Source organism: Kitasatospora sp. DSM 101779, assembly GCF_025655475.1.
In the GTDB taxonomy this organism is placed as follows: Bacteria; Actinomycetota; Actinomycetes; order Streptomycetales; family Streptomycetaceae; genus Kitasatospora.
In genome coordinates this window covers 7,628,645-7,640,449 of record NZ_JAHTIK010000001.1, presented here as the reverse complement: position 1 = coordinate 7,640,449, position 11,805 = coordinate 7,628,645, and the positions used below count along the sequence as shown (strand labels likewise).

General features: G+C 75.1%; 16 protein-coding genes. 6 read left to right on the top strand and 10 right to left on the bottom strand.

Going from position 1 to position 11,805, the window contains the following annotated elements:
- Positions 1–10: 10 nt before the first annotated feature.
- Positions 11–262, bottom strand: coding sequence for a hypothetical protein (locus tag KSNIM_RS34805; protein ID WP_263107170.1), 252 nt, complete (start codon positions 260–262; stop codon positions 11–13).
- Between the two features lie 137 nt (positions 263–399).
- Between KSNIM_RS34805 and KSNIM_RS34800 the strand changes: the two genes are divergently transcribed.
- Entirely contained in the window at positions 400–840 is a 441-nt protein-coding gene (locus KSNIM_RS34800; protein WP_263107169.1) for an NTP pyrophosphohydrolase, read from the top strand.
- A gap of 72 nt (positions 841–912) precedes the next feature.
- On the top strand, positions 913–1,725 hold the full coding sequence (locus KSNIM_RS34795) for a polysaccharide deacetylase family protein (protein ID WP_263107168.1): 813 nt from the start codon (positions 913–915) through the stop codon (positions 1,723–1,725).
- Positions 1,726–1,782: 57 nt separating this feature from the next.
- Here KSNIM_RS34795 and KSNIM_RS34790 read toward each other — a convergent pair whose 3' ends face one another.
- The gene (locus KSNIM_RS34790; RefSeq protein ID WP_263107166.1) at positions 1,783–3,366 is read right to left on the bottom strand and encodes an alpha/beta hydrolase; all 1,584 of its coding nucleotides are present in this window, start codon (positions 3,364–3,366) and stop codon (positions 1,783–1,785) included.
- 124 nt (positions 3,367–3,490) lie between these two features.
- Positions 3,491–4,231 carry an SDR family oxidoreductase gene (locus tag KSNIM_RS34785; protein WP_263107165.1) on the bottom strand — a complete coding sequence of 247 codons (741 nt, stop codon included), beginning with the start codon at positions 4,229–4,231 and terminating at the stop codon, positions 3,491–3,493.
- 112 nt (positions 4,232–4,343) lie between these two features.
- Between KSNIM_RS34785 and KSNIM_RS34780 the strand changes: the two genes are divergently transcribed.
- Positions 4,344–5,048, top strand: coding sequence for a TetR/AcrR family transcriptional regulator (locus KSNIM_RS34780; protein ID WP_263107164.1), 705 nt, complete (start codon positions 4,344–4,346; stop codon positions 5,046–5,048).
- Between the two features lie 51 nt (positions 5,049–5,099).
- Here KSNIM_RS34780 and KSNIM_RS34775 read toward each other — a convergent pair whose 3' ends face one another.
- From KSNIM_RS34775 to KSNIM_RS34765, 3 genes are all read right to left on the bottom strand, one after another.
- Complete coding sequence (locus KSNIM_RS34775) at positions 5,100–5,510, bottom strand: VOC family protein (protein ID WP_263107163.1); 411 nt, start codon at positions 5,508–5,510, stop codon at positions 5,100–5,102.
- Between the two features lie 98 nt (positions 5,511–5,608).
- On the bottom strand, positions 5,609–6,001 hold the full coding sequence (locus KSNIM_RS34770; protein ID WP_263107162.1) for a helix-turn-helix domain-containing protein: 393 nt from the start codon (positions 5,999–6,001) through the stop codon (positions 5,609–5,611).
- 213 nt (positions 6,002–6,214) lie between these two features.
- The gene (locus tag KSNIM_RS34765) at positions 6,215–6,649 is read right to left on the bottom strand and encodes a hypothetical protein (protein WP_263107161.1); all 435 of its coding nucleotides are present in this window, start codon (positions 6,647–6,649) and stop codon (positions 6,215–6,217) included.
- A 147-nt stretch (positions 6,650–6,796) separates the two neighbouring features.
- Between KSNIM_RS34765 and KSNIM_RS34760 the strand changes: the two genes are divergently transcribed.
- Positions 6,797–7,210 (top strand): hypothetical protein, encoded by a 414-nt coding sequence (locus KSNIM_RS34760; RefSeq protein ID WP_263107160.1) that lies wholly within the window; start codon positions 6,797–6,799, stop codon positions 7,208–7,210.
- On the opposite strand, the gene KSNIM_RS34755 is transcribed toward KSNIM_RS34760, so the two are convergent.
- Complete coding sequence (locus KSNIM_RS34755) at positions 7,200–7,388, bottom strand: hypothetical protein (RefSeq protein ID WP_263107159.1); 189 nt, start codon at positions 7,386–7,388, stop codon at positions 7,200–7,202. The two genes, KSNIM_RS34760 and KSNIM_RS34755, sit on opposite strands and share 11 nt — an antisense overlap.
- Before the next feature lie 178 nt (positions 7,389–7,566).
- On the opposite strand from KSNIM_RS34755, the gene KSNIM_RS34750 reads away from it, so the two are divergent.
- Positions 7,567–8,121, top strand: a complete 555-nt coding sequence (locus KSNIM_RS34750) for an NUDIX domain-containing protein (protein WP_263107158.1) — start codon at positions 7,567–7,569, stop codon at positions 8,119–8,121.
- A gap of 11 nt (positions 8,122–8,132) precedes the next feature.
- Here KSNIM_RS34750 and KSNIM_RS34745 read toward each other — a convergent pair whose 3' ends face one another.
- The 3 genes from KSNIM_RS34745 to KSNIM_RS34735 all read right to left on the bottom strand — a co-directional run bounded on the left by KSNIM_RS34745 (position 8,133) and on the right by KSNIM_RS34735 (position 11,176).
- A complete protein-coding gene (locus KSNIM_RS34745) occupies positions 8,133–9,125 on the bottom strand; it encodes a WD40 repeat domain-containing protein (protein WP_263107157.1) in 993 nt (330 codons plus the stop codon).
- A gap of 253 nt (positions 9,126–9,378) precedes the next feature.
- A complete protein-coding gene (locus tag KSNIM_RS34740; protein ID WP_263107156.1) occupies positions 9,379–9,651 on the bottom strand; it encodes a hypothetical protein in 273 nt (90 codons plus the stop codon).
- Between the two features lie 559 nt (positions 9,652–10,210).
- The gene (locus KSNIM_RS34735) at positions 10,211–11,176 is read right to left on the bottom strand and encodes a LysR family transcriptional regulator (RefSeq protein ID WP_263107154.1); all 966 of its coding nucleotides are present in this window, start codon (positions 11,174–11,176) and stop codon (positions 10,211–10,213) included.
- 187 nt (positions 11,177–11,363) lie between these two features.
- Between KSNIM_RS34735 and gcvH the strand changes: the two genes are divergently transcribed.
- Complete coding sequence (gene gcvH / locus KSNIM_RS34730; RefSeq protein ID WP_263107153.1) at positions 11,364–11,759, top strand: glycine cleavage system protein GcvH; 396 nt, start codon at positions 11,364–11,366, stop codon at positions 11,757–11,759.
- Positions 11,760–11,805: the final 46 nt, after the last annotated feature.

Here is an 11,805-nt window from a genome sequence, read left to right as displayed (position 1 = left end):
CGGTCGCCGCTCAGTCGCCGCTCAGCAGGTGGGCGACGTCGAGCGGGTCCTCGCCCAGCTCGACCAGGCGCTCGCCGAGGCGCCGGATCTGGGTCTCCTTCTCGTGCTCGGTGGCGGCCACGTTCGCGAGCGCAGTGCGGGCGCCGTGCTCGACTCCGCCCTCGAACACCCGGCGCACGAAGAGGTCGGCGGCCGCGCGGTCCAGGCCGGAGGCGAGGGCGAGCAGTTCGTCGGTGTACGGCTCAGTGGGGTCGGACTCCATGGCTTCATCAAACCCGCCGCGGCCCGCCCGGGGCGGTCCGACACGACGCCGCACCCGGATGGCCTCCCTGCCCGGCCGTCGGGCCGGTGCGCCCGGCACGGACGGCGGGAGCGCGGTGCATGGCAGGCTTGGCTGCCATGAGCGAGAAGGACGGTGGCGGGCCGCCTGCGGTTGTACCGCTGCTGGTGGTGGACGCCGCAAATGTGGTGGGCTCGGTGCCCGACGGGTGGTGGCGGGACCGGCGCGCCGCGGCCGAACGGCTGCGCGACGCCCTGGTCCCGTTGGCCGGGCAGGGGCTCGGCGACGGGGCGGATCTCCCGCCGTGGGCACGGACCGGACCGCTGGAGGTGGTCCTGGTCGTGGAGGGCGCGGCCCGCGGCGTGCCCGGGTTGCCGCAGGTCCGGGTGGTCGGGGCGGCCGGCAGCGGCGACGACCGGGTGGTCGCCCTGGTCGAGGAGGCCGTCTCCGCCGATCCGCACCGCAGCTGCCTGGTCGTCACCGCCGACCGCGGCCTGCGCGCCCGCGTGACCGCGCTCGGCGCCCTGGTCACCGGCCCCCGCGCGGTCCGCCCGGTCTGAGCCCCACCCGGTCGGGCCGAGCCGGTCGGCGCCCGAGTGGCGGTTCGCCGTGGACGCCGTATGGTCACGACCGTGAATCCCATCGACCGACGGGGCCTGTTGCGGGCCGTGGGGCTCGGCGCGGTGGGTGCGGCCGCCGCGGCCTGCGCCGGCCGGGGCCGGGCCGCTCCCGCCGCCTCTTCGCCCGGACCGGCCTCGCCCCCGCCGTCGCCGTCCCCGCCGCCCGGTCCGAGCGCCACGGCGACGGCGTCGACGCCCGCGCCGATGCCGCTGCTGCCGGCCGATCTGCCGTTCCAGGTGTCGTCCGGGCCGCGGGACAGCAGCAAGGTGGCACTGACCTTCCACGGCCAGGGCAGTGCCGACATCGCGGAGGCGCTGCTCGCCGAGGCCGCGTCGGCCGGTGCGCGGGTCACCGTGCTGGCGGTCGGCACCTGGCTGGACGACCAGCCGCAGATGGCCCGGCGCATCCTGGACGCCGGGCACGAACTGGGGAACCACACCCTGAGCCACGGCAATCTCGCCGCGATGGGCGCGGACGCGGCCTACGCCGAGATCGCCGGCTGCGCGGAGCGGCTGGAGCGGCTGACCGGTTCGAAGGGCCGCTGGCTCCGGCCGTCCCAGACCGAGTACTGCACTCCGACGGTCATGGCTCAGGCCCGCCGCGCCGGGTACGAGCACTGCCTCGGGTACGACGTGGACTCGCTCGACTACACCGACCCCGGGCCGACCGCCATCCACCGGAACGTCATGGACCGGATCAGGCCCGGCTCGGTGGTGAGCCTGCACTTCGGGCACCGGGGCACCGTCCTCGCGCTGCCCGCCATCCTGCAGGACCTCGAGGCCCGCGGGCTCCGCGCGGTGACCGCCTCCGAACTCTTCGGCTGACGGTCCGGCGGCCGACCGGGCGGTCGGCCGCCGGACCCGTTCAACGGGATCTGCGGCTCACGCGGGGAACGCGTCCGCGTCCGGCTTCAGCAGTTGCCCCGGCCTGGGCGCGGCCCGGTCGACCAGGTAGGAGGTCACCAGGGTGTTCAGGGCGGCGCTGCGGCCGACCGCGCAGTGCTCGACCACGTCGACGGTGACCAGCACGGCGTTGCCCAGCTCCTGCTGCATGCGCTGGGCGAAGGCGTAGCGGGTCGCGGGGTCGAAGGTGTTGCCGATCACCATGACCGGGGTGGCCGTCCTGCGGTTCCACGGGCCGGTGAACCGGTCGGAGAACAGGGCCGGCGCGGGCCAGGTCGCGCAGGGCGGCGCGTCGAAGGCCTGGTACCGGCCGAAGGTCGGCGACTCCTGCTCCCAGGCGCGGGCCACCAGCGGGAACAGCTGCGGGGCCGGCGGGAAGGGCTTGTCCTGGCAGTTGACGGCGTAGTAGGAGTCGTCGGCGCTGTACGGGGTGTCCGCCGGGGCCTCCCGCAGCGCGGCCGGGGCGGGCGTCGCCAGCAGCTTCGCCTCGTCCGTGGAGGGCGCGGCGCCGAGGGTCTGCTCCGGGTGGACCACCTGCTGCAGTGCCTGGAGCGAGCGGGCCAGCGGTGCGTGGCGGCTCTGGGCGTAGAGCGCGTTGGCGACTTGGCCGGTGAAGGTGGACAGGGTGACGGTGGAGCCGTCCGGCAGGGTGACCGGGGCGGTCCGCAGGTGGTCGCGGAGGGCGTCGAACTTGGCTCGGGTGTCGGTGCCGGCGAAGGCGCAGCGAGGCGCGCCGGCGGCCTGGCAGCGCCTGAGGTACTCGCCCAGGGCGAGTTCGAAGCCGGTGGCGCGCTGCCGGTCGTACTCGAGGCCGTTGTGCAGGCGCAGTTGCGGGTCGACGTTGCCGTCGATGATCAGGGCGCGCACCTTGTCGGGGTACATGTTGGCGTAGGTGGCGCCGATCAGGGTGCCGTAGGAGAAGCCGGCGTAGGTGAGTCCGGCGTCACCGACGGCCTGCCGCATCCGGTCGAGGTCGCGGACGACGTTCATGGTGGACATGTGCTTGACCAGTTCGCCGGCGTTGCGGGCGCAGGCGTCGGTGTAGTCCTTGTCGGCGGCGAGGGTGCCGCTGATCTCGGCCTTGGTGACCGGTACGCCGACCATGCGGTCGAAGACGGCGTTGGCCTCCTCGTCGGTGGTGAAGCACCTGAGGGGGTTGCTCCGGGCGACGCCGCGCGGGTCGAAGCCGATCAGGTCGAAGCTGTCCATGACGCGGGGTTCGAAGCGGGTGGTGGTGGCCCAGAGGTAACCGCTGCCGCCGGGGCCACCCGGGTTGAGGAACAGCGAGCCGATCCGCTTGGCCGGGTTGCCGGCGCGGCGGCGCATCATCGCGATGCCGATCTTCTCGCCGGTCGGGTGCGCGTAGTCGAGCGGGACGGGGTAGACGGCGCAGTCGTAGATCTTGGGGTCGGGCTTGGACGGGTCGGGGTTGCACGGTGTCCAGGCGACCGGCTCCACCTTGGCCGCCGCCTGTTCCGGTGCGGCCGAGGCGGTGGCGGCCGTGCCGGTGACGAGGGCGAGCGCGCTGGTGAGCGCCACGGCCAGGGTTGACAGGCGTAACAAGGGACCTCCCGGTGTCGGCAAACCCGACCAGCGTGCCAGTCCGCCGCCGCCAGGGGAAGACGCGTACACGACATGGATGGTGACGCCTCGTCGGGCCGCCCGCCGCCGGGAGGTGCTCCGCCGGTCAGACGATGCCGCCGTTGGCGCGGACCACCTGGCCGTTGACCCAGTGCCCCTCGGGGCTCGCCAGGAAGGCGACGACCTCGGCGATGTCCTGCGGGGTGCCGAGCCGCTGCAGCGGCGGCTGCGCGGCGAGGCGGGCGACGGTCTCCTCGTCCTTGCCCCGGAGGAACAGGTCGGTGGCGGTCGGACCGGGTGCGACCGCGTTGACCGTGATATCGCGGCCGCGCAGCTCGCGGGCCAGGATCAGGCTCATCGCCTCGACGGCGCCCTTGCTCGCCGCGTACGCGCCGTACGTGGGTGCCTGCAGCCCCACCACCGAGGTCGACAGCGCGACGATCGCGCCGCCGGGCCGGACCCGGCGGGCCGCCTCCCGCGCCATGACGAAGGCGCCGCGGATGTTGGTGCGGTGCAGGGCGTCCAGCTCGTCCAGGTCGAGGTCGGCGATCGGGGCGAGCGCCATCCGCCCGGCCGAGTTCACCACCACGTCGACGCCGCCGAACTCCTTCTCCGCCGTGTCGAACATCGCCGCGACGTCGGCCTCGTCCGCGACGTCGGCCTGCGCCGCGACGGCCCGGCCGCCGGCGGCGGTGATCGCCTCCACCACCTCGGCGGCCGCCTCCGCCGCACCCTGGTAGCCCACGACCACGGCCGTGCCGCGGGCGGCCAGCGTGGTCGCGACGGCACGGCCGATCCCGCGGGAGGCTCCGCTGACGACGGCGACGCGCTCGGTGCTGCTGCTCATGACGGGTGCTCCTCGGTACATATCGACGATACGTCTCGTTCATAGCGTCGCTACGACCGACCGTAACACGCTCCCCGTATCGTCGCTAGCGTCGCCACGTACCATCGATCCCATGACGGATCCCGACGCCTCCACCCGCTCGGCGATGATCGAGGCCGCGCTGCAGCAGCTGGCCGTCTCGCCGGACAACGACATCGCGACCCGGGCGGTCTGCGAGGCCGTCGGGGTGACCCAACCGGTGCTCTACCGGCTCTTCGGCGACAAGCGGGGGCTGCTCGACGCCGTCGCCGACCACGGCCTCGACCGGTACGCCGCGCTCAAGGCCGCCCAGGAGCGGACCGGCGACCCGGTCGCCGACCTCCACGCCGGCTGGGACCAGCACATGGCCTTCGCGGCCGAGAACCCGGCCCTCTACCAGCTGATGTTCGCGCCGCGGCCGACGTCCCGCTCCACCGCCCGCACCCGCGTCTTCGACCTGCTCGTGGCCGCACTCGTGCGGTGCGCGGCGGCCGGCGCGCTCAGCGCCGAGCCGCGGGCGGCGGCCCGGCTGATCCTCTCCGCGAACGTCGGCGCCGCCCTGAACCGGATCGCACAGCCCGCCCTCTTCGACGACCCCGCACTCTCGCACCGGATGCGCGACGCCGTGTTCGCCCAGGTCCTCGCCGGGCCCGCCGCCCCCGACACCGGCGACCCGCTGCGCACCGCCGCGCTGCGGCTGCACGCCCAGCTCGACCTCGCCCCCGACAGCGCCCTGGAGCCGGCCGAGACCGCCCTCCTCCGCCGCTGGCTGGAGCGCCTCACAGCGGATCCCCGATGAGGGCGCGCGGGGGCAGCGTGCCCCTGCGCGCCCCCGGAACGGCCTCCCGGGTCAGGCCTTGGGCTGGGTGAAGCGGATGCTGTTGCCGAACGGGTCGCGCAGCCCGCAGTCGATGCCGTACGGCCGCTCGGTCGGCTCCTCGGTGAACTCGACGCCGCGGCCGAGCAGCGTCTCATAGGTCTTCCGGCAGTCGTCGGTGCTGAAGATCAGTGAGCCGCCCGTCGCCCCCTTGGTGACGAGTTCGCGGACCTGCTGCGCGGTCTCCTCGGACATCGCCGGCGGGCCCGGCTTCTCCAGCAGGACCTGCCGGTCGGGGTGGCCCGGAACGCTGACGGTCAGCCAGCGCATGAACCCCAGGTCGACGTCGGCCGCGACCTCCAGGCCGAGCTTGCCGACGTAGAAGTCGAGGGCCTCGTCCTGGTCGAGGACGTAGAGCTGCGAGTGCGTGATGGAGGTGAACATGAGGACCACGCTAGGGCCGGGCCCGGCGAGATACTTATCCGAAACTGCGCACCCGGCCGCGCCGGCCGAGGTCGCTCGGGATCGCACGTCGCTCGGGATCAGGTGTGCGGCCGCGTCCACGCCATCGTGAAGCAGGTGGGCACGTCGGCGGCCACCGCGGCCCTGCGGTACTCCCGCGGCGACCGGCCCACGACGGCACGGAAGGTGCGGCTGAACGTGCCGGTGCTGCCGAAGCCCACCTCGTAGCAGATGTCCGTGACGCTGCGGTCCGTCTCCCGGAGCAGGAACATCGCCCGCTCGACCCGGCGGCGCTGCAGGTAGCGGTGCGGCGTCTCGCCGAACACGGTCCGGAAGGTGCGGGCGAAGTGCGCCGGGGACACGTGCGCGATCCGGGCCAGCGCCGGGACGTCCAGCGGCTGCGCGTACCGGCGGTCCATCGCGTCCCGGGCCCGGAGCATGCGGCGGTTGGTGTCTTCGGCGGCACGGCTCACGCGGCCATCACACCACGTTCCCCACCCCCGGCGACAGGCACACCCGGCCGCGGCCGACGGCCTGTGCGCGATCGCGGTCGACGCACGGCGCGGCCCGCAGGTGCGGGCGGAGGGAACGGCGCTGGTCGGCCGGGTGCCCTCCGAGCCCGGATCCACGCGCCTCGGTGTCCCGACCGGTCTGCGTGTCACCCGCGAGGAGGATGTGACACTTCCTCAGTGCACGACGACCGCGGCCGTGCCGTGCAGGACGAGACCCTGCAGCCGAGCGGCCTCCAGACTGCGGCCGAAGGCCTCCGCCTGCCGCATCGGGTCGAGGCCCATCAGTCCGGGCGGCCAGGTGCCGGGCGGGACCACGAGGACGAGTACGCCGGGCGGTTCCGCCGCCGCGGCCAGCCAGACCGGGGAGGCCTGCACCGGAGGGTGCGGTTCCCAGACCCCGCGGCCGCCGACCAGCACCAGCCGCTCGAACCAGCCGTCCCGGACCTCCACCACGCCGGTGGTCGCCGGTGGCTCGCCCGCGGCGAGGACGAACCCGCTGTCCATCGCGTCCGCGACGAGCTCGCCGTACCACTCCTGCCCGACCTCGACGATCGCCTCGGCCGCCGACCTCCCGTCCGCACCCTCGCGCACCGCCAGGGCCCACACCATCGGCGCGGCACGCCGCCCGCCACCAGCTGCATCATCCGCCACACCCACCCAACGAGCCAGAACCGAAAAGTGCACACCCGGGCCACCGAACGGCGGCAGCCGGTCCGGCACCGCCGAACGGCTCCGCCTTTCACTAGGCTGCGGTCCGTGGCGCGCAGTGAGAGGAAACCGCGGCGGATGGTCGTCGGTGACGGGACGTTCCTGTGGTGGGTCCGGCACGACCATGTGGCCGGCGAGGGCGAGGGGGCCGGGCGGCGCTGCCGCAATCTGCTGACGGTGCGTCGGGCGGGGGTGACCGGGCGGCTGCTGGTGGTGTTCGCCGAAGGGCCCGGCCGGATGGTGTCGGACGGCTTCCTGCCGTCCGGTGCGGTGACCACGGCGGGCGGCCCGGCGCTGAACCTCCACGAACCGGGGACGGCCCGGGCCTTCCTCGATGCGGCGCTGGCCGCCGGGGCGCAGCTGCCGGACCGCGCGACGTGTGCGGTGGACGGCTGGGCGTTCTTCGACGCGGTGGCGGCCACACGCGGCAGCGCCGCCGACGGGGGCGGGTTCAGCGCTTGAGCCGCCGGTAGCGCCGCATCAGCTCGGTGATCCGGGCCGGGTCGGCCGCGCCGTTGAGTTGGGCGAGCAGGTCGTCGGGGCAGTGCTCGTAGTGGTCGCCCCACCAGCGGTTCACCCGGTTGTCCCGGATCCGGTACCCGCCCGGGACGCCCCGGGCCACGTAGCGGCGCCTACCCACGGCTCCGTCCGGTGTCCCGCTCGTCCCTGCCCCGCATGTGTTCTCCCCCGTCGTCGTGGAGGGGCCACGCTAGCGGCGCCGCCCGGAACGGGCACCGGAGTTTCCGCGCCCTCCCTCCGCCCGGGGCCGTCGCCGCGTAGTTTCGGGAGGAGGAAGAGGCGAGCGGCGGGGAGGCACGGTGGCCGAGGCGTTGGGCGGGTGGCGGAGGACGGGCCGGGAGGTGCTGCACAGCGGGCCGTTCGTCCGGCTGGTGGCGGACACCGTGCAGGGGCCGTACGCGCCGCCGTTCCGTTACGAGCACGTCGAGGTCGCGGACGCGGTGCGGACGGTGGCGCTGGACGACGAGCAGCGGCTGCTGCTGGTCGAGGACGACTTCTATCTGACCGGTCGCCGGATGCCGCACCTGCCGGGGGGCGGGATGGAGGCGGGTGAGGTGCCGGAGGCCGCGGCCCGGCGGGAGTTGGAGGAGGAGACGGGGCTGCGGGCGGCGCGGTGGCGGCCGCTCGGGGCGATCCATCCGCTGCCGTCGAGCACGTCCGCCGTCACCCATCTGTTCCTGGCGACGGGGTTGTCCGCGGGCACGATGGCGCGGGACGAGACGGAGGCCGCGATGACGGTGCGCCGCTGCACGGTGGAGGAGGCGCTCGCCCTGGTGACCTCCGGGGAGATCACCGAGGCGGGCAGTGTGGCGGCGGTCCTGCTCGCCGCCCGCCTGTCGGCCGCCGGCGGCTGATCCACGGGTGGTCAGGGCCCGGGGTGGTGGGCCAGCAGGACGAGTCCGTGGTCGTGGGCGGCGAGCAGGCGTCGGCCGGGCAGTACGGCGATCCCGGCCGGCCTGCCGGGGAGCCTGAGGTCGGGGGCGGGCGGGGTGCGGGTCGCCAGGTCGGTGAGCCGCACCGTCCCGTCGTCGCCGCCGGAGGCGAGCACGGGCCGGCCGGCCCACTCCCCCGCGGCGAGCGCTCCGAACATGCCGCGGTGCGGGGTGGGGGCGGGGCCGGTTTCGGTGCCCGAGCGGACGTCCCAGGTACGGAGCGTGCCGCGCCAGTCGCCGGTCGCCACGACGGCCCGGCCGTGCACGGTGGTGAGGGCGAGGGCGTTCACCGCCGCGGTGGTGGCGGCGGGGAGACGGGCGAGCCGTCGGCCGTCCGTCAGGTCGTGGACCAGGACGTCGCGGTCCCAGCTCTGGTCGGCGTCCATGCCGCTGGAGGTGGCGGCGAGCGGCCGGCCGTCGACGACGCCCGCCGCGACCGCCCGGACGGCCTGGTCGTGGCCGGTGAGGACGGGGCCGGTCGCGCACTGCCGGGCCAGGTCCCAGAGCCGGGTGGTGCCGTCCTCGTGGCCGGTGACGGCGGTCGGCCGGCCACCCGGGTGGCAGACCGTCACGGAGGTGGCGTCGTCGACCGGGAGACGCCACAGGCAGGCGCCGGTCTCCGGGTCGCGGACGAACCGCGGGTCGTAGTCGCCGACCGTCAGGACGACCGGGCGGCCGGCGACCACCGCGATCGCGAGCTCGGTGTACCGGCCGGCCTCGAACGTGCCGAGCGGCCGCCCGTCCACCGCGTCCCACCACCGGACCAGGCCGTCCTGCCCCGCCGTCGCCGCCACCGGTCGGCCGCCGGCGACCGCGGTCGCCACGGCATTCGCCGGTACCCGGTGGCCCGGTCCGGCCACCGCCGGGCCCTCGCCGCCGGATCCGGTGCCGACCGGGCCGGTGCCCCACTCCGCCACCCATGCCATCCCGTCCCCCTCCCGTCGCGGTAAGCCCATGATCCCGCAGCCGTCGGCGGACCGGTGGTGGACTCCGGTGCCGGCTGGACGGGTTCGGTCCGCGAGCCCTCGGACGCATCCGAGGGCTGACCCCGGCGTCCCCCGGCCGGCCCGCCGCTGGTCGATCACCCGGTCAGTGCGGCGCGGTGCCGTACCGATCACCATTGGCCCGCCCTCGGCGGCGGGCCCGAGCACGGCAGCGCCTCACGGACGTGAGGCCGGATCAGATCCGTGCCGCCGGGCCGCCGCACCGGGCCGGCCCTGGGAAGGGAAGTGCCGAATGGGCTGGGGATTCCTGCGCCGTACCGCCGTGGGCAGGGCCCTGGGGGCGGCTGCAGACGCCGAACTGCTGGAGGTGGTCGCCGAGGCGGAACTCGATGTGGTCGGCGCGCTCGACGTACGGCTGCAGCCCCAGGACCTCGGTGTACCAGCTGCGCGCCGCGGCCAGGTCCTCGGCGTGGTAGCGAACGGTGGCGAGTCCACGGAATGCCGTCATGCCCGACACTGTGCCCGGCATACAGGTCAGATCCTGTCCGCCACTGCCGACCGTGCCCGACGTCCACGTGCGAGAGCGGTCACCGGCCAGTGCCGGTGACCGCTCTGCAGCTGCTCAGCACTGCGGTCGACGCCCGTGGTTCGCTCCGCGCCTGGCACGTGCCTTCTTCTTGCGACGCCGTTTCGACGACATGACTGCTCCTCTCACAGCCGGCCCCCGTCCCACCGTTCCACACCGTGCCCGGATCGGCCTGCGGGCGGGCGGCGGGCCGGGTACGGGTCAGCGGCGCGGGTTCCGCCCGTACAGGAGCTACGCGCCCGAAGAGGTTGCCGAGCAGGCAGATCACCATCCAGGTCTGCGGCGGCCGGCGGCGGCTGTCCGGGTGGTGGGAGATGTCGGCCATGCAGGTCACGGCGGGGACGAGGGCGGCGATCGGTCCGGGTGACGGGGGCAGGGAGGCGGTGGCCATGCGGCAGCGCCCCTTCGGCCCGGACCGGGGCGGCCGCCCAGCCGAAGCCTCGGACGCCGGCCACCGTGCGTCGAGACCCGCCGCGCGTCCTCAGTCGGCCGGTTCGGCGGCGAGCTCCTCGGCCTCCGGGAGCCAGTCGCGGCCGGGCCGGTACTCGAGCCAGCGGCGCCGCCGGCCGGCTGCGGCGAAGGCGTCGAGCAGGGCCGGGACGCCCGGGTGCGGCCGATCCCGGTGCCAGACCAGGGACCAGGCGTAGAGCGGAGTCGGGTCGGCGAGGGGCACCACCACGGTGCCGGGGACGGGGCCGAACGGGAGTTCCGCGGGCAGCAGGGCGAAGCCGTCGCCGTCGGCGCGGACCCGCGCCAGCAGGTGGTCGAGGCCGAGGTTCGTCCCGCCCGGTTCCACCGGGATGCCGAACCGCGCGGCGAAGGCACCCAGGAAGTCCAGCCGGCCGGCCGCGGCGGGCAGCAGCAGGCGCAGCCCGGCGAGGTCGGCCGGGCGGAGCTGCGGGGCGCAGGCCAGCGGGTGACGGGCCGGCAGCACCGCGTCGACCGGCTCGAACCGGACCGGTCGGTGGGCGAGCGCCCGGTGCAGGCCGTCCTCGAGCGGATGGAACCGGCCGAAGGCCGCGCCGACCTCGCCGCGCAGCAGGGCGGCGGCGACGCCGGGCAGGTCCCGTCCGGGGCCGACCTCGGCGGGCGGGCCGCCCGTGTCGTCGAGGGCCGCCCGGACGGTGCGCAGCGGCTCGAACAGGTGCCCCCACAGGTCCACCCGGATCGGGCTCTCGCCCTGTCGGACGGCGTCGACCGCGGCGCTGCCGGCGGCCAGCGCGGCGCGCGCCGGGTCGAGGAAGCGCCGGCCGGCGGGGGTGAGGCCGACCTGGGCGCCGGTCCGGTCGAACAGCCGCGCGCCCAGGGCGTCCTCCAGACGGGCGATCCGTTTGGACAGGCCCTGCTGGGTGAGAGAGAGCGACCGGGCCGCCCGTCCGAAGTGCAGGTGGTCGGCGGCGGCGGCGAAGGCCCGCACCTGCGCCAGGTCGAGATCCACGGTGATCATTCTGGCCGACGACCCGCGGCCGGTGCGCACCGGCCGCCGCTTCCCCGGCCCACACGCCCTCCGCATGCGACCCACCCGGTCGAGTGACAATCCCCGATCCCGTACCGGGGGCTGTAGGAGTCTCGGCGGGAACGCCCGTTCATCGGGCACCGAGCCGCGGCCGGTCGGCCGCACCACGGAGGGCCTCATGGCGAACATCCCGGACGACCTCAAGTACACCAAGGAGCACGAGTGGGTGCGCGACCTCGGAAAGGGCCGGGTCCGGGTCGGCATCACCGACCACGCCCAGAGGCAGCTCGGCGACATCGTGTTCGTCGAACTGCCGTCGGTCGGGCGGACCCTGGACGCCGGCGAGGCCTTCGGCACCGTCGAGTCGGTGAAGTCCGTCGCCGAGATCTACGCGCCGCTGGCCGGCAAGGTCGCCGGGGTGAACGACCTCCTGGCCGACGAGCCCGAGACGTCCAACACCGACCCCTACGACGAGGGCTGGCTGATCGAGATCGAGCTCGCCAAGGGCACCGACCTCAAGGGTCTGCTGTCCGCCGCCGACTACCGCGCCTGGATCACCGAGGGCGCCGACTGACGGAAGGCTCCGGGGCGGCCGGCCCGCAGGCCGGCCGCCGCCGGGA